This is a genomic window from Mycobacterium sp. SMC-19 (genome assembly GCF_045310815.1).
Classification (GTDB): Bacteria; Actinomycetota; Actinomycetes; order Mycobacteriales; family Mycobacteriaceae; genus Mycobacterium.
Window position 1 is genome coordinate 350,290 of sequence record NZ_JBJIAM010000005.1, and the last position, 18,627, is coordinate 368,916.

Genomic DNA, 18,627 nt, shown 5'->3' on the forward strand with positions numbered 1-18,627 from the left:
CGGTGCGGTCAACTGTCGAACTGCCGTCGGGACTGGTCTCCTACCTCGACTTTCGTCCCGACGATCCCGCTTCCTGGGCGGCCGGGACCGTGGTGCTGCTGCACGGGGGCGGCACGGACAGCGCCGAGCTGTCCTGGGGCGAGGTCGGGCCACGCTTGGCGGCCGGCGGCTTGCGGGTCATCGCTCCTGATCATCCCGGCTGCGGTAAGAGCCCGCTGCCCACGTGGCGGGTGACCCAGCAGCGGCTGGTCGCCTACGTGGGGGAGTTCGTCGACGCGCTCGAACTGGATCACTACGCCGTCGGTGGGCTGTCGCTGGGCGGGGCCCTGACGATCGGGCACGTGTTGGACCGCCCCGAACGGGTCACCGCGGCACTACTGTTGGACAGTTACGGGCTGATGCCGCGGCTGGCCGGCGGCCGGCACATGCTGGCGTGGGCGATGCAGCGCACCGGTGCACTGGATCTCGCCACCCGCTGGATGGCGACCAATCGCGCCGCGCTGACCTGGAGTCTGAAATCGCTGATCCGTGATCCAGCCCAACGTAGCCCCGAACTGATCGCGGAGATCATCTCCGCCGCACGTCAACCCGGGTTTGTCGCGTTCGAGCAATGGCAGCGCGACGAGATGTTGTGGAACCGGCTGAAAACCGACTACACGGCGCAGCTGGCGTCGTTCCCGTGTCCGACGCTGATCATTCACGGCGACCGGGATGTCGGCGTGCCCGTGGCGCGCGCGCGAGCGGCCGCCGAACTGATCCCGCACGCCGAGCTGAAAGTCGTTGCCGGCGCAGGCCATTGGGTCCAACGGGACCAGCCTGACGTCGTCATCGCCGCCATGATGGATTTCCTGCGTCGACTGCCGCCGCGGTAGTCGCGCTCACACCAGATACCGGTTTGAGCCGGATCGGCGTCGAGACCAACAATCCCAACGGATCGACGTAGTCGGCCCGTGACGCCGGCCCCCACATCGCGCCCCAGTGCAGGCACGCGGCGCAGCCTGGGTGGCCGGACTCCAAAGTGCCGATCATCGATCCGGCGGCCACCAGCTGACCGACCCGGACCGCCGCGGACACCGGCTGATAGCTGGTGCGTAACCCGCCGGGATGGGCCAGTGAGACCACCGGCTGTCCACCGGAACGCCCGGCGAACACCACCGTTCCCGCGCCGGCGGCGTACACCGGCTGGCCCGGTTCCCCGGACAGGTCCACCCCCCGGTGGCCGCGCTGCCAATCCGGGCGCGGGGCGTCGAATCGCCGCACCACCGCCGGGCGCGGCTGCAGCGGCCAATCCAGCCGAACCGTGTCGCCGTGTGCCGGGGCCGCCAGCAAAAGTCCCCCGACCAGCAACAATGGCACGCATCGCATGTGCCCAGTTCACCTCGGTAGCCCCGAATCGGGCCAGTCACCGCTGTGGACAAAGCACCTGCTCGGACGGTGTAAACTCATTTGCGCAGTTCGCTTATGCGGGCTGACTTCGCGTGCCTGCGCCACAACGCAGATGCCGGGTGGTCTCCGACAGGGGTCCGACATCTCAGCAGGCACCAGGGCCCGGCCTCACCCGACGCCGGGCGACAACCGACAAAAAAGGAACCATGGACTCATGGCTGTCGTAACCATGAAACAGCTGCTGGACAGCGGCGCCCACTTCGGGCATCAGACCCGTCGTTGGAATCCCAAGATGAAGCGGTTCATCTTCACCGACCGCAACGGCATCTACATCATCGACTTGCAGCAGACGCTGACGTTCATCGACCAGGCGTACGAGTTCGTCAAGGAGACCGTCGCGCACGGCGGCACCATCATGTTCGTCGGCACCAAGAAGCAGGCTCAGGAATCGGTGGCGGCCGAGGCCACCCGGGTCGGGATGCCGTACGTCAACCAGCGCTGGCTGGGCGGCATGCTCACCAACTTCTCCACCGTGCACAAGCGCCTGCAGCGCCTCAAGGAACTCGAGGCCATGGAGCAGACCGGTGGCTTCGAAGGTCGCACCAAGAAGGAAATCTTGATGCTGACCCGCGAGAAGAACAAGCTGGAGCGCAGCCTCGGCGGTATCCGCGACATGAACAAGGTGCCGTCGGCCGTCTGGGTCGTCGACACCAACAAGGAGCACCTCGCGGTCGCGGAGGCCATCAAGCTGGGCATCCCGGTCATCGCGATCCTCGACACCAACTGCGACCCCGACCAGGTGAACTACCCGATCCCGGGCAATGACGACGCCATCCGCTCGGCGGCTCTGCTGACCAAGGTCATCGCCTCCGCGGTGGCCGAGGGGCTGCAGGCCCGGGCAGGTCAGGGCAACGGCGAGGGCAAGGCTGCGGCCGAAACGGTTGAGCCGCTGGCCGAGTGGGAGCAGGAACTGCTGGCGGGCGCCACCACGGCGGCGCCCGACGCGGACGCCGCGGCTGCCGGCGCCGAAACCACCACCGACGCATCGTAGGAAAGGCACACAACAGTGGGGAACTACACCGCTGCCGACGTTAAGCGGCTTCGGGAACTCACCGGCTCAGGCATGATGGACTGCAAGAATGCGCTGGCCGAGAGTGACGGCGACTTCGACAAGGCCGTCGAGGTGCTGCGCATCAAGGGCGCCAAGGATGTCGGCAAGCGCGCCGAGCGTGCCACCGCCGAAGGTCTGGTCGCGGCCAAGGGCGGCGCCCTGATCGAGCTGAACTCCGAGACCGACTTTGTCGCCAAGAACGACGAGTTCAAGGCTCTCGCCGACGAGGTCGTCACCGCCGCCGCGGCGGCCAAGACCTCCGATGTCGAGGAGCTCAAGAGCGCCAAGATCGGTGACCGCACCGTCGGTGAGGCCATCGAGGCGTTGTCGGCCAAGATCGGCGAGAAGCTCGAACTGCGTCGCGTCGCCTACTTCGACGGCACCGTGGAGACCTACCTGCACAAGCGGGCCTCCGACCTGCCGCCGGCCGTCGGTGTGTTGGTCGAGTACAGCGGCGACAACACCGAGGCGGCTCACGCCGTGGCGCTGCAGATCGCCGCGCTCAAGGCCAAGTACCTGAGCCGCGACGACGTTCCCGCCGAGCTGGTGGCCAACGAGCGTCGCATCGCCGAAGAGACGGCCAAGGAGGAGGGCAAGCCCGAGGCTGCCCTGCCCAAGATCGTCGAAGGCCGGGTCACCGGCTTCTTCAAGGACGTCGTGCTGCTGGACCAGTCGTCGGTGTCCGACTCGAAGAAGAGCGTCAAGGCGCTGCTCGACGAGGCCGGCGTGACCGTGACCCGTTTCGTGCGGTTCGAGGTCGGACAGGGCTAGTCACTTTCGTACGAAAATCACCGCCAGCGCCCGTTGATCGGGCCTGGCGGTGATTTCGTTTGGGCGTCACGGGCCCGGCGCCTTCGTCGGATAAGGTCACCGGCATGCAACATGTGCACGCCTTCGGCGACGATGCGCTCGGTGACTCCGACACGGTTGGCTTGGTCGAACGACTCCGATCGGGCGCGGTGTCCGCCGCCGAGCTCATCGACGCCGCGATCGCGCGCACCGAAGCGGTCAACCCGCAGCTGAACGCCCTGGCCTACCGGGCGTTCGACCGCGCCCGGGCGACCGCCCGGCAGGGCAGCGGCGGCCACTCGGGGTTCTTCCAAGGAGTCCCGACGTTTATCAAGGACAACGTCGATGTCGCCGGGATGCCGACCATGCAGGGCACCGACGCCTGGCAGCCCCACCCGGCCGCCGTCGATGGCGACTTCGCCAAGCTGTACCGCAGCACCGGGCTGATCGCGCTGGGCAAGACCCAGTTGAGCGAATTCGGCTTCAGCGCTTCGGCCGAGCATCCGCGGATCGGCGCGGTCCGCAACCCGTGGAACACCGACTACACCGCTGCCGCGTCGTCGTCGGGGTCGGCGGCGTTCGTCGCTGCCGGGGTGGTGCCGATCGCGCACGCCAACGACGGCGGCGGGTCCATCCGCATCCCCGCGGCCTGCAACGGACTGGTCGGCCTCAAGCCGTCGCGAGGTCGCCTGCCGCTGGACAAGGACCTGCGTGCCATGCCGGTACGGATCGTCTTCAACGGAGTGGTGACCCGTTCGGTGCGCGACACCGCCGCCTTTTACGCAGAGGCGGAACGGATCTCGCGCAACACCAAGCTGCCGCCGATCGGCGACATCCGGGCGCCGGGTGCTCAGCGCCTGCGGGTCGCGGTGATCACCCAGTCGATCGCCCGCGAGACGTCTGCGGAGATGCGTGAGCTGACCTTGAAGACCGCGGCCCTGCTCGAGGAACTGGGTCACCGCGTCGAGTATCTCGATCGTCCACCGGTACCGGCGCACTTCGCCGACGACTTCCTGCTCTACTGGGCGTTTTTGGCGACCGCGTTGGTTCGGGGCGGACGACGGATGTTCGGTCCCACTTTCGACCGCAGCCGGCTGGACAACCTGACCCTGGGCCTCGATCGCCACGCCAGCCGCCACCTCTACCGGCTGCCGCTGGCGGTCGCCCGGTTGGCGTCCGTGCGCCGGCGGCACACCTCGAAGATGTACGGCGACTACGACGTCGTGCTCACGCCGACGCTGGCCCACGAGACGCCTCGGGTGGGCCATCTGGACCCCACGGCCAGCTATGAGCAGGTCATCGACCGGCTGATGGACTGGGTGGCGTTCACTCCGCTGCAGAACGCCACCGGCGAACCGGCGATCTCGCTGCCGCTGGCCGAGTCCGCGGCCGGCTTGCCGGTGGGCATGATGTTCAGCGCCCCCCTCGGGCAGGACGCCCGGCTGCTGGAGTTGGCCTACGAACTGGAGGCCGCGAAGCCCTGGCCCACGATCGCCGCCCGGGCCTAGCGGGTCGCCGCCATCAACCCAGCAGTCACTCCGCGCCGATTCGCTCCAACATCTGCCGCAACCGATGCTGCTCGGCCGCGCTCAGCGCAGCCAGCACGCGACCGTCGGCGATGCGCACCGCATCCTCGGCCTGCTTCAGCAGATCCCGGCCGGCCTCGGTCAAGTTCGCCGGCAGCGCCCGCCCGGACGGCACCGATTCCGGGCGGCTGACCGCGCCGCGGTTCTCCAATCGGTGCAACACGGTGTTCATGGCCTGCGGGGTGACGCCGGTGTGGCGCGCCAGTTCGGCGCTGGACAGCCCGGGACGCAGCGATAACACCCGCATGCAGACGAATTCGGGTAAGGCCAGCCCCAGCGGTCCGAGTACCGCGGTCACCTGCGGGCGCAGCGCCGAGCTGACCCGGTACAGCAGATATCCCAGCGGGGCACCGTCCACGTCTTCCATATCAAATATCCTGACATACAAGGTCTCTGCGCTGAGCCGCTATAGATCGTTTCCCGCGTAGGACAGATTGAAGCTCTTATTGGTCAGCGGGAAGTCCGGGACGATGGTGTCGGTCATCGACACCGGCAGCGCCGGCCAGTTGAACCAGGACGGGTCCACGATCTTCGCGCGGCCGATGACGCCGTCGGCCTCGATCTCGACCCGGTGCACAATGCTGCCGCGCCAGCCCTCAACGATGCCGACCCCGCTGCGAGGACCGGTCGGCGCCGGAAGTTGCGCTCGGACATCGATCGGCCCGTCGTGGTTGTCGATCAGGTTGCGGCACAGTGCTACCGACGCCGCGAACTCGTCGCGGCGAACGGTATAGCGGGCGAGGACGTCGCCGGCGCTTGCCGTCACCTCGGTGACCGGAAGATCGGTGGTCGGATGGTCGAGGCGGGCGTCGGTGACAATCCCGCTGGCCCGAGCCACATAGCCCAGGGTGCCCATCGCCACGGCGTCCTCGCGGTGCAATACCGAGGTACCGGCGAACCGGTCGTAAATGACCGAGTTGCCCAACGTCAGCTCGGCGATCTCGGCGACGTCATCAGCCAGATCCTGCAGCCGCTCAGGGTCGGGGAGTGCTTGCAGCGCAACACCCCCGGGACTGATCGCTCCGCGCAACAACCGGTGTCCGGTCACCTGCGCGTTGATGCGCAGCGCAAGTTCACGGACTCGCTGGGTATGTGCGTTGGCCAGGCCGAAACCCACATCGTTGGCCAGGGCGCCCAGGTCGGCGACGTGGTTGTAGAGGCGCTCGAGCTCGACGAGCAATGCCCGCAGCCGGTGCACCGAATCGGGCAGCTCGACACCGAGGGCGTCTTCGACCGCCAGGCTGTGTGCGAGCGCGTGGCCGGCGGAGGTGTCACCGCTGATCCGTTCGGCCAGATCGACCGCCCCGGCGGCGGCCCGGCCTTGAAAGAGCCGCTCGATTCCGCGATGCACGAACCACAATCGTGCCTTGAGACGCAACACCGATTCGCCGACGACCGAGAACCGGAAGTGGCCCGGCTCGATCAGACCGGCGTGCACCGGACCGACCGGGATCTCGTACACCCCCGCGCCGTCCACCGTCAGGAAGGGAAAGTGGTCCGCCGCAACGAAGTCTCCAGGTGGCCCGGCATCGTTGCGCATCGGGTGCCAATCGTTTGGCCAATGCGCATGCCGTACCAGGCGGCGCGGCTGCGGATGTCCGATCGGGGTGATCCCATACAGATCGAGCATCTCGCGCTCGAATCGGCCGGCCTGAAACGACATCCGGGCCAGTGACGGTATCTCCGGGTTGTCCGTCGGAACGGTCAGGATCAGTTCAGTGCGGCGATCCGGGCGCCCGGCGACGAATAGGTACACCACCCGCAGGGTGGCCCCGTCGTCGTGGGCGGCTACCAGGGCAAGCCGGAACCCGTCGGCTAACAGGGCGGTTGCCGCGCCGACGAGTTGGCTGTCGGTGACCGGCTGGGCGCGGGTGATGGGGCTCATCAGCGGACTCCGAGTTGGCTTGCGGCAGTGCTGAACAGTTCGGAAAGCGGGCCCGCGGTCACACCCAGGGCGAGCGAGGCCAGCACCCCGGCAACCAGCGCGCCAGCGACCGTCACCGGCACCGGGATCGACGGACTGTCGGCGCCCGGGGTGCCCAGCAGCATCCTGCCGGAGTTGCGCAGCAATGCGGCGAATGCCACCAGCAGTGCCAGCAGTGCCACGCCCAGCGCCCACGCCAGCCGGGCGTCGGCCAGCGAGATCGCGATCGCCACCTCGCTGGCGAACATCGCGAACGGCGGCAATCCGAGCAGGACCACCATCCCGACCGCGAACGCACCGCCGATCAACCGGGATCTGCCGAACACCGCGGTGATCTCGCCGATCGCCGTCGTACCGTGGGCGGCCTGCAACTGCCCGCCGGCCAGGAACAGCACGGTCTTGCCGATGCCGTGAGCCAGGACGTGCAGCAGCAGTGCCGTGATCGCCAGTTGAGTGCCGGCCGCCGCCGCGACCGCCATCAAACCCATCGTCTCCATCGACGAATAGGCCAGCATCCGCTTGAGATCGGTCGTGATGGTGAGCAGCAACGCTGCGATCAGCAAGGTCACCAAACCGGCGGCCAACAGTGCGGTCCGCAGGAAATCCGGGCCCACTGCGGCATCGATGATCGGTTTGACCCGGATCAGTACCGAGAACGCGACGGAGAGCAGCACCCCGCTCATCAACGCCGAAACCGGTGCCGGGGCCTGGCTGTGCGCATCCGCGAGCCAGGTGTGAAACGGCGCCAGGCCCATCTTGGCCCCATAGCCGATCAGCAGCAGTGCGCCCGCCAACCGGGTCACCGCCGGGTCGAGCCCAGCGGCATGGGCGGCCAGCACGTCCAGGTCCAGCGCATCTTCGCCGACGGCTCCGGCATGCAGCGTGGCGAAATGCAGCAGCACGGTGCCCAGGAAGGCGATGGTGATGCCCACCGAGCACACCATGACGTATTTCCAGGTGGCCTCCAGGGCGGCGCGGCTGCGGTGGTGCCCGACCAGGAACGCGGTGACGATCGTGGTGGCCTCCACCGCGATCCACACCACGCCGATGTTGTTGGCCGACACCGCAAGAGCCATCGCCGCCAGGAACGCCGGAGTCAGGATGCCGTACAACCGCGCGCCGCGATCATCGGTGTGCCCACGAGCCAGTTCGGCACCGATGTAACCGATGCTCGCCCAGCTGGCCAGACTGCCGACGACACCGATGACGATCAGCATGGTCACCGACAGTGCATCGGCACGCAGCAGGCCGTTCAGAACCAGATGCGCCTGATCGCCGACCTGAAAACCGAGGGCGACACCGCATCCGAGGATCGTCAGGGCCGACAACACCGTGACGGCGGCGCTGAGCCGCCGCCAGCCGAGTACCACCGAACACAGTGCGGCCAGCACCGGTGCCAGCAGGGGTAGCAGGATCAGAAGCGTCATCAGTCGTGCAGCTCCCGCAACAGGTCCAGGTCCACCCCGCCAAAGGCGTTGCGCAGCTGTCCGGTCAACACTCCGAGCACGATCAAGACGAACAGCACATCCAGCGAGGCGCCGAGTTCGACGATCAGCGGGACGCCGGCGGTCAGCAGGAACGCGGTCGCAGCGATCCCGTTGTCCAGCATCAGCAGCCCGACGGCCTGTGAGATGGCGTGGCGGCGGGTCGCCATGATGAACAGCGCGATCAGCACCGTCGCGATGGCCGCCGGGGCGGCGTTGGTCGAGGTACTGGGTGCCAGTGCGACCACCGGTTGGGCGATGGTGAACGCCGCGACCACCAGTGCGGTGACCATCAGCAGCGAAGCGGTGGTGCTGACCAGGGGAGCGGACTCGCGGCGTTCCTGGCGTTCGGCGCCCAATGCCCGGTGTAGCAGCCACGGCAGCAGCACCGCACGTACCGCCAGCACACCGAGGCCCACCAGGAGCAGGGCTGGATCATGGTCGTGCACACCGCGAATCACCGGGATGGCGGCCAGCGCGACACCTTGGGCGACGAGCAACCGGCGCACCACCACCGACAGGTCGCGATGCCAGACCGCCAGTACCGCGGCCAGCAGCACGCCACCGGCAGCCAGGTCCAGCATGTTGACGTAGGTCATCCGCCTGCCCCCGAGAAGAAGTTCGCCGCCGTCACGGCGAGCAATGCCAGTACGAAGGACCCGGCGAGTAGTTCGGGCACCCGAAACAGCCGCAGCTTGGCGAGGAAGACCTCCACGGCTGCCATGATCGCGGCCAGCACGGCCACCTTGAGCGCGATCGCGCCGGCACCGACAATCAGTTCGAGCGCACCGGGGTTTGCACCCGCGATGCCCCACGGAAAGAACAGATTCGCCAGCAGCGCCAGCAGCACCGTCAGCCGCATGCCGCTGGCCCATTCGACCAGCGCCAGCTTGGGTCCGGCGTATTCGAGCACCATGGCCTCGTGCACCATCGTCAGCTCCAGGTGGGTGGACGGGTTATCCACCGGCAGCCGGCCGGTCTCGGCGACGATCACGATGACCAGCGCGACGAACGCCAAGGCGCTCGCCAGCGAGATCACCTGACCGGGGTGCTGGCTGGTGTAGCCGACGATGGCCCCCAGATTGGCCGAGTTCGCCGGGATCGAGCACGCGAACACCGCCACCAGGATGGTCGGTTCCACCAGGGCCGCGATGGTGATCTCGCGGCTGGCGCCCATTCCGCCGAAGGCGGTTGCGGTATCGATGCCGGCCAGTGTCAGAGCCACGGTGCCCAGGAAAAGCAGGCCCACAACGGTGATCAGGTCGGCGATCGGGTCCAGCGGCGAGCCGGTCGCCACCAGGGGCGCGGCGGCGACGATGACCAGGGTGGTGGCGGCCAGGGCAACCGGCGCCGCGGCGAACACCCAGGTGGTGCCGCGTGGTTTGAGGTTCTGCTTGCCCAGCAGTTTGCGCATGTCACGCCAGGGTTGCCAGATCCCGGCACCGGCGCGGCCCTCGGCGCGGGCCCGCACTTGGCGCATCAGCCCGATGACCAGGGGAGCGCCCGCGACGACACCGGCGACCTGCACGAAACCCGCCAGGTAAGCCATGACGTTCATCGCGCCACCAGCATGGCGATCAGCACACCCACCGCGCCGTAGGCCAGGTAGAGGTGCACGCTGCCGGTGTGGGCGCGGCGCACCAACTGTGCGGCGGCGGCCACGGCCCGCAGCAGCGGGGCATACCAGCGGTCTTCGACGACATCGGCCACCCGAGCCCGGTAGGCGATCCGGTCCACGTAATAGCTCGACGGCGCTTGGCGGGTCACCTCGACGGCGGTGTCGGTGTGCAACACGTCGTCGAAGACCTGCTGCAGCGGTTGGGCGAACGACGTCGCGGTGTACTGCATGCGCGGGCTCAGATCGTCTGCGCCGCAGGCCCACAACGGCACCGTGGCGGTGCTGGGGCGCGCACGGGCGCGCCAGCGAGAACCGATCAGCACCACGACGGTGGCGGCGGCCAGGACGGCGGCCAGCAGCCCGGGCGACATGGACGCATCCAGCCCGGGAATGCGTAGGTAAGTGCCGAGAGCCGGCGCTGCCCCGGAGATCGGCAGCGTGTCGAGCACCCGATGCAACAGCGGGCCCACGGTGCCCGGCGCGACGGCCAGCACCACACAGGCGAGTGCGGCCAGCGTCATGCCGGCGAGCATCGTGGTGGGCGCTTCCCGGGCCGCTGCGGCGGCATCCGAGCGCGGGCGGGCCAGGAACCCGATTCCGAACGCCTTGACCATGGCGGCCACACCCAATCCGGCGGTCAGTGCGATCGCACCCACCGCCAGCGGTGTCACCAGGGTGATCGTGACGTCATGGTCGGCTCGGGCATGCATCAGCGACTGGATCAGCAACCATTCACTGACGAAGCCCGCTCCCAGCGGTAGGCCGGCGGCGCCGAGCGCGGCCACCCCGAACAGTGCTGTGGTGCCCGGCATTCGGCGGGCCAGGCCGCCGAGTCGATCCAGGTCGCGCAGGCCGGTGGCGGCCAGCACCGACCCGGCGCCCAGGAAGCCGAGGCTCTTGAACGCACTGTGGGCGAGCAGGTGCAGCAGCGCCGCGACGGCGGCAACGGCTGCCGCGTCGCGCGAACCCGCGCCCGACAACAACGTCGCCGCCCCCAGGGCCAGGGTGATCAGCCCGATGTTCTCCGTCGTCGAATATGCGAGCAGCCGTTTGAGGTCCGTTGCCACCGACGCCTGCAACACCCCGTACAGCGCCGATGCGCCACCGGCGATCAGCAGCGTCAGACCCCACCACCGCGGGCCGGGACCGAGCAGCTGCAGGTCGACGCGAACGATGCCGTAGATGCCGAGATTGACCATGGCGGCGCTGAGCAACGCCGAGACCGGGCTGGGGGCCTCCGGGTGCGCCCGCGGCAGCCACGCGTGCAGTGGGAGCAGTCCGGCTTTGGATCCGAAACCGATCAGGGTCAACACGAATACGGTGTTGCGCACGGGATCGGGCAACGCGCCGCTACCGCCGAAGTCGTCGCCGGAGTGGGCTGCCAGCACCACCATTCCCAACAGCAGCGACACGAAACCGAGCTGGGTCATGACCGCGTAGATCAGCGCGGCCGAACGCACCTCGCTGCGCTGTTGGTCGGTGAGCACCAACACCAACGAGCTCAGCGCCATCAGCTCCCAGGCGAGCAGGAACGTCGTCACCGAGCCGGCCGCCGGGACTGTCAGCAGGGTGGCGACGAACAGCGGCAGCGTCAGCAGCGGGACGGCGCCGTAGCGCTCGTGGCGCGCATAGCCGATCCAGTACAGGCCGGCGGCCACGGCCACCGCGCCGGTCAGCACCATGAAGAATCCGCCGAGCGCATCGATACGCAGCTGCACACCCAGTAGCGGGACCAGCCAGTCGATGCGGACCGCGGGCACGCTGCCGAACACGCCGGCCAGGCCGAGACCGACCCCGGCCGCACCGATCCCGGCCGTGGCGGCACCGCTGAGGGCCGCCGCAAGTGTCGGGTGATGCGAGGTGTCGGGGGAGGAAACCGCCAGCGTGCTCACCGGCCGGTCACCGACCTCAGCGCGGCGAGGATCTGTTCGGGCGTCGGCGGACAGCCGGGAATCTCGACATCGACTTCGACCACCTCGCCGACCGCCCCCACGGTGGCGTACGACTGCGCGAACAGCCCGCGGTTGAGGGCGCAGTCCCCGCACGCGATGACTTTGCGCGGCTGCGGGGTGGCCTCCAGGGTGTTGCGCAGCGGCTCGGCCATATTGCGGGTGACCACCCCGGTGACCAACAGGGCATCGGCATGACGCGGCGAGGCGACGAGCCGGGCGCCGAATCTCTCGGCGTCGTACACCGGGCCGAAAGCCCCGGCGATCTCGATCTCACAACCGTTGCACGATCCGGCGTCGACATGGCGGATCTGCAGGGACCCCGCGACGCCTCCCGGCGGGTCGGTGGCGGCCGGGGGGCGGGCACCTGCCGGTTCGGTGACACGGCCCAGCGCACGGATTCTGGTGAGCCAACTCATTGCCCGGCCCGCAGGTCATCGAGGAGGGCCACTTGTTCGTTGAGCAATCCGGTCAGCGCCTTGCGGGCCACGACGAGCAGTTCGGTGATCAGCGGCGAGGCGATGGAGTACACCACTGCGTTGCCGTCCTTGGTCGCCGTCACCACGCCCGCGCGGCGCAGGACACCCAGTTGTTGGGACAGATTCGATGCCTCGAGCCCGATCTCGGGGAGCAGCTCGCTGACGGTGTGGTCACGTTCGGCAAGCAGTTCCAGGACGCGGATCCGGGCGGGGTGCCCGAGAGTCTTGAAGAACTCCGCTTTCACCTGATGGAGCGAGTTCGGCACAGCGCAGACCATAGCAGCGAACGCATCAATTGAAAATATTTTCATATGTTGTGACGGTCGAGAGCGGTGTCGCCACCCCGGGCTCTGTTTGACCGTTCCGGTAGGGCAGGATGACAATGCCGTCGCGGACGATTCCCGCGATGGCGCTGTCATATGCGCACAGCCCGGAGGAGCCTGATGACGGAGCCGACGAGTACCGACGGAGACCGGCCGGCCGGCCGTCCCCCCTACTCCCGGGTGTTGCTGAAACTCGGTGGGGAGATGTTCGGCGGCGGGCAGGTCGGGCTTGATCCCGATGTGGTCGCCCAGGTCGCCCGCCAAATCGCCGAAGTGGTCCGCGACGGCGTGCAAGTGGCGGTGGTGATCGGCGGCGGCAACTTCTTCCGCGGCGCACAGTTGCAGCAGCGCGGCATGGAACGGATGCGCTCGGACTACATGGGCATGCTCGGCACCGTGATGAACAGCCTTGCCCTGCAGGACTTCCTGGAAAAGGAAGGCATCGACACCCGGGTGCAGACCGCGATCACCATGGGTCAGGTCGCCGAGCCCTACATCCCGCTGCGGGCACAGCGGCATCTGGAGAAGGGCCGGGTGGTGATCTTCGGTGCCGGCATGGGGCTGCCGTATTTCTCCACCGACACCACCGCGGCTCAGCGCGCGCTGGAGATCGGCGCTCAGGTGGTGCTGATGGCCAAGGCCGTCGACGGCATCTTCACCGCGGATCCTCGCGTCGACCCGAATGCCGAACTGCTCACCTCGATCACCCATCGCCAGGTCATCGATCGGGGGCTGAAGGTGGCCGATGCCACCGCGTTCAGTCTGTGCATGGACAATGGCATGCCGATCCTGGTGTTCAACCTGTTGACCGACGGAAATATCGCGCGGGCGGTCGCGGGTGAGAAGATCGGAACACTGGTCACCAGCTGACGGGCGCGGTGCAGGCGACCACCGGCGCTACAGCGAAGCGATAACGAGGAGCGGGGCAGATGATCGACGAGGCTCTCTTCGATGCCGAAGAGAAAATGGAGAAGGCCGTGTCGGTGGCCCGCGACGACCTCTCGACTATCCGCACCGGTCGGGCCAACCCGGGCATGTTCTCGCGGATCGTCATCGACTACTACGGGTCGATCACTCCGATCACCCAGCTGTGCAGCATCAACGTGCCCGAGGCGCGGCTCGTGGTGATCAAGCCCTACGAGGCATCGTCGCTGGGTGCCATCGAGACCGCGATTCGCAACTCCGACCTCGGCCTGAACCCCAGCAACGACGGTTCGCTGATTCGGGTGTCGGTACCGCAGCTGACCGAGGAACGGCGCAAGGAGCTGGTCAAGCAGGCCAAAGCCAAGGGGGAGGACGCCAAGGTCTCGGTGCGCAACATCCGCCGCAAGGCGATGGAGGAGCTGCACCGCATCCGCAAGGACGGCGATGCCGGCGAGGATGAGGTCGGTCGGGCGGAGAAGGACCTGGACAAGTCCACCCAGCAGTATGTGACCCAGATCGACGAGCTGGTCAAGCACAAAGAAGGCGAGCTGCTGGAGGTCTAGCGGCCGTCCAGTAGGCACCCTCGTGGCAGACCAAGACACCGGCGTAGACGCCGCGGACTCACAGCCGAAACAGTCGCGAGCTGGACGCAACCTTCCCGCCGCCATCGCCGTAGGCGCCCTGCTGAGCGGAACGCTGGTCTACACCCTGCTGTTCGCCCCCCGTTTCTGGGTGCTGATTCTGGCGGTAGCCGCTCCGGTTGCCACCCATGAGATCGTCCGGCGGCTGCGTGAAGTCGGCTACGACGTGCCGTTCATCCCGCTGGCCCTGGGCGGCCAGGCGATGCTGTGGCTGTCGCTGCCGTTCGGGGCCAGGGGTGTGCTGGGCGCGTTCGGTGCCACGGTGGTGATCGCCATGATGTGGCGGCTGGTGGGCCAAGGGCTGAACCACGCCCCGGTCAACTACCTGCGGGACATGTCGGCGACGATCCTGATCGCGGTCTGGGTGCCGCTGTGCATGAGCTTCGCGGCCCTGCTGGTCTTCCGCGACGATGGCCCGGGCCGGGTGCTGTGCCTGCTGTTCCCGGTGGTGTTCTCCGACATCGGCGGGTACGCCGTCGGTGTGCTGTTTGGCAAGCACCCGATGGCGCCGGCGATCAGCCCGAAGAAGTCCTGGGAGGGTCTCGCGGGATCCCTGGTGCTCGGCGTCGCCGCGGCGGTGTTCGCGGTGACGGTGTTCCTCGACCGGCCGTGGTGGGTAGGACTGCCGCTGGGTCTGCTGCTGGTGATCACCGGTGTCTTCGGCGACTTGATCGAGTCGCAGGTCAAGCGCGATCTGGGCATCAAGGACATGGGCCGGCTGCTGCCCGGCCACGGCGGGATCATGGACCGGCTGGACGCGCTGCTGCCATCGGCCGTGGTGACCTGGATCGTGCTGACCGTTCTGCCCTGAGTCACCGGCATACTGGAACCGATCATGAAGCAACAGCTGGTGTTCACCGCACCGCGGCGGGCCCTGCCGCCGCGGCATCTGGCAGATCTCGACACCGACGGAGTGGTGGCCGCGGTCGCCGAGCTGGGGCTGCCGGCATTTCGGGCCAAACAGCTGGCGAACCAGTACTACGGCCGGCTGATCGCGGACCCGCAGCAGATGACCGACCTGCCCGCCGCGGTGCGCTCCGCAGTGGCCGACGCACTGTTCCCCACCCTGCTGACCGCCGCCAGTGAGATCGAATGCGACGCCGGCGAGACACGTAAGACGTTGTGGCGTGCACACGACCAGACCAAGTTCGAGTCGGTGTTGATGCGCTACCCGCGCCGCAACACCGTGTGCATCTCCTCACAGGCCGGCTGCGGCATGGCGTGCCCGTTCTGTGCGACCGGCCAGGCCGGCCTCACCCGCAACCTCTCGACCGCCGAGATCCTCGAGCAGGTCCGGGCGGCGTCAGTGACGCTACGAGACCGCGGCGGTGCTCCATCTTCGGGGGCTCGACTCTCCAACATCGTCTTCATGGGCATGGGGGAGCCGCTGGCCAACTATGCCCGCGTGGTGGCCGCGGTGCGGCGCATCACCGAGCCACCGCCACACGGGTTCGGAATCTCGGCGCGATCGGTGACGGTGTCGACGGTGGGACTGGCCCCGGCGATCCGCAAGCTCGCCGACGAGCGGCTCGGGGTGACGCTGGCGCTGTCGCTGCACACTCCCGATGACGAGCTGCGCGACACGCTTGTTCCGGTGAACAACCGGTGGAAGGTTTCCGAAACCCTCGATGCCGCCCGCTACTACGCGGACGTCACCGGCCGACGGGTGTCCGTGGAATACGCGTTGATCCGCGATGTCAATGACCAGCCGTGGCGGGCAGATCTGTTGGGCCGCAAGCTGCACAAGGCGCTGGGACCATTGGTGCACGTCAATCTGATTCCGCTCAACCCCACCCCGGGAAGCAAATGGGACGCCAGCCCCAAGCCGGTGGAACGCGAGTTCGTCCGGCGGGTGCGGGCCCAAGGGGTGGAATGCACGGTCCGCGATACCCGCGGGCGCGAGATTGCGGCGGCGTGCGGCCAGCTGGCGGCCGAAAACCAGTGATCACCCGGCGAGATTGCACTGACGCCGGGAAAATCGCCGATCTAACTGCGTGAATGCAGTCTCGGGGAATCGGCGACGGCCGATACGGCTGCTAGCGCAGCCAGCCGCGGTTGCGGCCGACGATGTCGCGCACCACGACGAACAGCGTCAGCGCGGCGAATCCCAGCAGGAAGTAGTCCTCGACGTGGCCGATGTGGTTGCCGCGCAGCATGAGCAGCAGGAAACCGACGATACCGAAGCCGACGATGTGCCAGGTGCGGTAGTTGATCGCGCTCCAACCCCACGCCGCAGACGGCACCTCGACAGGGTCAACCCCGGTGTGGCGCTCCACCTCGGTACCGGCCACTTCGACTCCTTAGGTTCGCAGCAAGTTCGCATCATTCTGGCATACGGCGAGTCGGCCCATCGCACGGCGGCGACCCGCTGCGCCGCGCCTCCGATCGCTTAGATCTCGAACGTTCGGTAGGCGGCCGGGCCGACGATCGCGGCCAGGCTCTCCGGCGTCCACTGCTGGTCACTGTCGAGCAGCATCCGCGCGGCGGCTTCGCAGATCGCCAGGAACACCTCGGTAAGTGCCGCCAGGGTTTGGGCGGACGGGGCTCGGCGCTCCAGCAGTGGCCGCATCACCGTGCCGACCCGCTCGGTGAGGCGGGCTCGGCCCGAGACCACGGCGGCCGCCAGGACCGGATCCTGATCGGCGGTGAAGATGATCCGCCATGACGCCGGCCGTTCCCGCACGGCGGACAGGAACGCGCAAAAGCCCGCGACGAACCGGTCCTCGACGCTGCTGGTCCGCCGCGGCGGCAGGGCCCCGAGCAGGCTGGTCAGCATCAGCTCGGTCTCCCGGTCGAGCAGCGCGGCCAGAACCTTGCCCCGGCCGTCGTAGCAGGCGTACACCACCGGTCGGGTGACTCCGATGCGCTCCGCGATCGCCGCCATCGTCACCCCGGCGATGCCGTGCTCGGCAGCGATCTGCAGGGCGGCGTCGAGCACCTGTGGCCGACGTCGCTGCGGGCCGAGATGCTCGGCGCGGGACCGGTTCGCGGCGTGTTCCGGCACCGGTTCAGCGTAATTGGATATCGGCGATGATCAGCACCGGCCAGGCCACGATCTCCCCCAGAACGGAGAACACCTTGTCCAGTCCGCGCACCTCGTGGAGGTGCTGGTAGTGGCTGCCGGCCCAGAACAGTCCGATCACCAGGTAGGCGCCCAGCAGCACCGAGCCCATGGCGCCTAGATAGCACAGCTGGCGGATGCTGAGTTCGCGGTCCAGCAGGCGTTGCAGGCCCCCGAGGTTCATCGGATGCTGCCCAGGATCGGCTGGGACTCGATGAGTCCCTCGTCGCTGGGCGCCAGGCCTTCGCCGAAGACCCGATTCGACTGCCTGGCCCGGAATTCCAGATGGGCCTGCGCTGGGACGGCATAGCCGTAGCGTCCCTGGGCTTCCCGCGGAGTCGTGGTGACCGGGTTCACCGGCCGGATCGCCCGCAGTACCCGGGTGCCGATCGGAAGCGTCATCGGCGAGATCAGCCGCAGCAGCATCAGCTGTACGCGGGGGCTCAAGCTCAGCAGGGTGAACGCGGCGCTGAGCGGCGGCACGATCAGTGCGTCGAGCACCCGAGAGGTGCCCACACCGCCGAGCTCGCGCATCCAGCGGGGCATGGTTGCCAGGGTTCCGCGGCGCAGGAACGCGGTGACGAGCAGCGCGCCCGGCCACAGCAGCTTGGGCAGCGACTGCGGCAGGATCACCTCGGCGTGCAGCAGGTGGGCCATCGCGCGCCGGGCGATGTCGGAGTTGATCAGCTGCGGGCGCATCTGGTCGAAGTAGGCTGCGATGCCGTCGCGGGTGCGCGGGACGTCGGCCGGGTCGAGCGTCTGCAGTTCGGCCGCCTTGGCGCAGTCGGCCCAGTACGACGCCTCTTCATCCGCTGAAAGCGGTCCGGGTCCGTACTTTTCGTAGGCGTACAGGATCGAGTGCCAGGCCGTGAGGTGGATCCACATCTGGGAGGCCGGGTCGTTGGCGTCGTAGTGTGCGCCGGTGACCGGATCGACGCCGATGGCCTTGGAGTGGATCCGGACCAGCATGTCGGCTGCCTCGGCGGTGGTGCGGCTCTCGCCGAAGGCCACCATCGCGAAGTAGCGCAGGGTGCGGTCATAGCGGGTCCGTGGCCGCTCATAGATCGCCTGGGTGGCATCGACGGAGGCGACCAGTGCGGGGTCGAGTTCTTCGATCACCACGGCGCGCTGGAAGCCGATCGACAGCGAGGTCGGGTAGCTCCAGACCTTCCAGGTCGCCGAGTCGGGGCCGAAGAAGCCGTAATCCTCGGCGGGCTCGGCGTCGGGCAGGGACAGCCACGTGCGCAGAGTGCTCATTTCGTCTGCCTTTCGCCATTTTCTGGTTCGTTCCATTTTTCTGGTTCGTTCATTTTCCTACGCTGTGTAGGATTCTGCATCGGCCAGTGATCGGC

General features: G+C 68.0%; 21 protein-coding genes. 8 read left to right on the forward strand and 13 right to left on the reverse strand.

What is annotated here, in order from left to right; translation table 11 throughout:
• The first annotated feature begins 2 nt into the window (after window positions 1-2).
• Window positions 3-872 (forward strand): alpha/beta fold hydrolase, encoded by an 870-nt coding sequence (locus ACJH5R_RS13920; RefSeq protein WP_406782179.1) that lies wholly within the window; start codon window positions 3-5, stop codon window positions 870-872.
• On the opposite strand, the gene ACJH5R_RS13925 is transcribed toward ACJH5R_RS13920, so the two are convergent.
• Window positions 826-1,365 (reverse strand): M23 family metallopeptidase, encoded by a 540-nt coding sequence (locus ACJH5R_RS13925; protein ID WP_406757320.1) that lies wholly within the window; start codon window positions 1,363-1,365, stop codon window positions 826-828. The genes ACJH5R_RS13920 and ACJH5R_RS13925 overlap by 47 nt on opposite strands.
• Before the next feature lie 235 nt (window positions 1,366-1,600).
• Between ACJH5R_RS13925 and rpsB the strand changes: the two genes are divergently transcribed.
• The 3 genes from rpsB to ACJH5R_RS13940 all read left to right on the forward strand — a co-directional run bounded on the left by rpsB (window position 1,601) and on the right by ACJH5R_RS13940 (window position 4,794).
• Window positions 1,601-2,437, forward strand: a complete 837-nt coding sequence (gene rpsB / locus ACJH5R_RS13930; RefSeq protein ID WP_406757319.1) for a 30S ribosomal protein S2 — start codon at window positions 1,601-1,603, stop codon at window positions 2,435-2,437.
• Between the two features lie 15 nt (window positions 2,438-2,452).
• Complete coding sequence (tsf, locus tag ACJH5R_RS13935; RefSeq protein ID WP_406757318.1) at window positions 2,453-3,268, forward strand: translation elongation factor Ts; 816 nt, start codon at window positions 2,453-2,455, stop codon at window positions 3,266-3,268.
• A 104-nt stretch (window positions 3,269-3,372) separates the two neighbouring features.
• Window positions 3,373-4,794 carry an amidase gene (locus ACJH5R_RS13940; RefSeq protein WP_406782180.1) on the forward strand — a complete coding sequence of 474 codons (1,422 nt, stop codon included), beginning with the start codon at window positions 3,373-3,375 and terminating at the stop codon, window positions 4,792-4,794.
• Window positions 4,795-4,819: 25 nt separating this feature from the next.
• On the opposite strand, the gene ACJH5R_RS13945 is transcribed toward ACJH5R_RS13940, so the two are convergent.
• Genes ACJH5R_RS13945 through ACJH5R_RS13980 form a run of 8 tightly spaced genes read right to left on the reverse strand, consistent with a single transcriptional unit; the run spans window position 4,820 to window position 12,592 of the window.
• A complete protein-coding gene (locus tag ACJH5R_RS13945) occupies window positions 4,820-5,239 on the reverse strand; it encodes a MarR family winged helix-turn-helix transcriptional regulator (protein WP_406782181.1) in 420 nt (139 codons plus the stop codon).
• A 39-nt stretch (window positions 5,240-5,278) separates the two neighbouring features.
• On the reverse strand, window positions 5,279-6,757 hold the full coding sequence (locus ACJH5R_RS13950; RefSeq protein ID WP_406782182.1) for an NADH-quinone oxidoreductase subunit C: 1,479 nt from the start codon (window positions 6,755-6,757) through the stop codon (window positions 5,279-5,281).
• Complete coding sequence (locus ACJH5R_RS13955) at window positions 6,757-8,223, reverse strand: proton-conducting transporter membrane subunit (protein WP_406757314.1); 1,467 nt, start codon at window positions 8,221-8,223, stop codon at window positions 6,757-6,759. The genes ACJH5R_RS13950 and ACJH5R_RS13955 overlap by 1 nt, the downstream gene beginning before the upstream one ends.
• A complete protein-coding gene (locus ACJH5R_RS13960; protein ID WP_406757313.1) occupies window positions 8,223-8,879 on the reverse strand; it encodes a hypothetical protein in 657 nt (218 codons plus the stop codon). Before ACJH5R_RS13960 ends, ACJH5R_RS13955 begins: the two co-directional genes overlap by 1 nt.
• On the reverse strand, window positions 8,876-9,829 hold the full coding sequence (locus ACJH5R_RS13965; protein WP_406782214.1) for a respiratory chain complex I subunit 1 family protein: 954 nt from the start codon (window positions 9,827-9,829) through the stop codon (window positions 8,876-8,878). The genes ACJH5R_RS13960 and ACJH5R_RS13965 overlap by 4 nt, the downstream gene beginning before the upstream one ends.
• Window positions 9,830-9,834: 5 nt before the next feature.
• Window positions 9,835-11,790 carry a proton-conducting transporter membrane subunit gene (locus ACJH5R_RS13970; RefSeq protein ID WP_406782183.1) on the reverse strand — a complete coding sequence of 652 codons (1,956 nt, stop codon included), beginning with the start codon at window positions 11,788-11,790 and terminating at the stop codon, window positions 9,835-9,837.
• Window positions 11,787-12,266: an NADH-quinone oxidoreductase subunit B family protein gene (locus tag ACJH5R_RS13975; RefSeq protein ID WP_406757311.1), complete on the reverse strand. Its 480-nt coding sequence runs from the start codon at window positions 12,264-12,266 to the stop codon at window positions 11,787-11,789. The genes ACJH5R_RS13970 and ACJH5R_RS13975 overlap by 4 nt, the downstream gene beginning before the upstream one ends.
• On the reverse strand, window positions 12,263-12,592 hold the full coding sequence (locus ACJH5R_RS13980; protein ID WP_406782184.1) for an ArsR/SmtB family transcription factor: 330 nt from the start codon (window positions 12,590-12,592) through the stop codon (window positions 12,263-12,265). Before ACJH5R_RS13980 ends, ACJH5R_RS13975 begins: the two co-directional genes overlap by 4 nt.
• 177 nt (window positions 12,593-12,769) lie before the next feature.
• Here ACJH5R_RS13980 and pyrH point away from each other — a divergent pair, with 177 nt between their 5' ends.
• From pyrH to rlmN, 4 genes are read left to right on the forward strand one after another with little or no spacing between them, the layout of a single operon-like run.
• Window positions 12,770-13,519 (forward strand): UMP kinase, encoded by a 750-nt coding sequence (gene pyrH, locus ACJH5R_RS13985; RefSeq protein WP_406757309.1) that lies wholly within the window; start codon window positions 12,770-12,772, stop codon window positions 13,517-13,519.
• Between the two features lie 59 nt (window positions 13,520-13,578).
• Complete coding sequence (gene frr / locus ACJH5R_RS13990) at window positions 13,579-14,136, forward strand: ribosome recycling factor (protein ID WP_406757308.1); 558 nt, start codon at window positions 13,579-13,581, stop codon at window positions 14,134-14,136.
• A 22-nt stretch (window positions 14,137-14,158) separates the two neighbouring features.
• A complete protein-coding gene (locus tag ACJH5R_RS13995; RefSeq protein ID WP_406757307.1) occupies window positions 14,159-15,025 on the forward strand; it encodes a phosphatidate cytidylyltransferase in 867 nt (288 codons plus the stop codon).
• A gap of 24 nt (window positions 15,026-15,049) precedes the next feature.
• Window positions 15,050-16,159: a 23S rRNA (adenine(2503)-C(2))-methyltransferase RlmN gene (gene rlmN / locus ACJH5R_RS14000; RefSeq protein WP_406782185.1), complete on the forward strand. Its 1,110-nt coding sequence runs from the start codon at window positions 15,050-15,052 to the stop codon at window positions 16,157-16,159.
• 91 nt (window positions 16,160-16,250) lie between these two features.
• Here rlmN and ACJH5R_RS14005 read toward each other — a convergent pair whose 3' ends face one another.
• From ACJH5R_RS14005 to ACJH5R_RS14020, 4 genes are all read right to left on the reverse strand, one after another.
• On the reverse strand, window positions 16,251-16,505 hold the full coding sequence (locus tag ACJH5R_RS14005) for a DUF2631 domain-containing protein (RefSeq protein ID WP_406757305.1): 255 nt from the start codon (window positions 16,503-16,505) through the stop codon (window positions 16,251-16,253).
• Between the two features lie 98 nt (window positions 16,506-16,603).
• Window positions 16,604-17,218: a TetR/AcrR family transcriptional regulator gene (locus ACJH5R_RS14010; RefSeq protein WP_406757304.1), complete on the reverse strand. Its 615-nt coding sequence runs from the start codon at window positions 17,216-17,218 to the stop codon at window positions 16,604-16,606.
• 4 nt (window positions 17,219-17,222) lie between these two features.
• Entirely contained in the window at window positions 17,223-17,459 is a 237-nt protein-coding gene (locus ACJH5R_RS14015; RefSeq protein WP_406757303.1) for a hypothetical protein, read from the reverse strand.
• Window positions 17,456-18,532, reverse strand: coding sequence for an oxygenase MpaB family protein (locus tag ACJH5R_RS14020; RefSeq protein WP_406757302.1), 1,077 nt, complete (start codon window positions 18,530-18,532; stop codon window positions 17,456-17,458). The genes ACJH5R_RS14015 and ACJH5R_RS14020 overlap by 4 nt, the downstream gene beginning before the upstream one ends.
• Between the last annotated feature and the right edge of the window lie 95 nt (window positions 18,533-18,627).

Coding starts and splice junctions, on each gene's coding strand:
- ACJH5R_RS14015 (WP_406757303.1), bottom strand. CDS start 17,459: ATGAACCTCGGGGGCCTGCAACGCCTGCTGGACCGCGAACTCAGCATC.
- ACJH5R_RS13925 (WP_406757320.1), bottom strand. CDS start 1,365: ATGCGATGCGTGCCATTGTTGCTGGTCGGGGGACTTTTGCTGGCGGCC.
- rlmN (WP_406782185.1), top strand. CDS start 15,050: ATGAAGCAACAGCTGGTGTTCACCGCACCGCGGCGGGCCCTGCCGCCG.
- ACJH5R_RS13950 (WP_406782182.1), bottom strand. CDS start 6,757: ATGAGCCCCATCACCCGCGCCCAGCCGGTCACCGACAGCCAACTCGTC.
- ACJH5R_RS14020 (WP_406757302.1), bottom strand. CDS start 18,532: ATGAGCACTCTGCGCACGTGGCTGTCCCTGCCCGACGCCGAGCCCGCC.
- pyrH (WP_406757309.1), top strand. CDS start 12,770: ATGACGGAGCCGACGAGTACCGACGGAGACCGGCCGGCCGGCCGTCCC.
- frr (WP_406757308.1), top strand. CDS start 13,579: ATGATCGACGAGGCTCTCTTCGATGCCGAAGAGAAAATGGAGAAGGCC.
- ACJH5R_RS13975 (WP_406757311.1), bottom strand. CDS start 12,266: ATGAGTTGGCTCACCAGAATCCGTGCGCTGGGCCGTGTCACCGAACCG.
- ACJH5R_RS13940 (WP_406782180.1), top strand. CDS start 3,373: ATGCAACATGTGCACGCCTTCGGCGACGATGCGCTCGGTGACTCCGAC.
- rpsB (WP_406757319.1), top strand. CDS start 1,601: ATGGCTGTCGTAACCATGAAACAGCTGCTGGACAGCGGCGCCCACTTC.
- ACJH5R_RS13945 (WP_406782181.1), bottom strand. CDS start 5,239: ATGGAAGACGTGGACGGTGCCCCGCTGGGATATCTGCTGTACCGGGTC.
- ACJH5R_RS13960 (WP_406757313.1), bottom strand. CDS start 8,879: ATGACCTACGTCAACATGCTGGACCTGGCTGCCGGTGGCGTGCTGCTG.
- ACJH5R_RS13965 (WP_406782214.1), bottom strand. CDS start 9,829: ATGGCTTACCTGGCGGGTTTCGTGCAGGTCGCCGGTGTCGTCGCGGGC.
- ACJH5R_RS13955 (WP_406757314.1), bottom strand. CDS start 8,223: ATGACGCTTCTGATCCTGCTACCCCTGCTGGCACCGGTGCTGGCCGCA.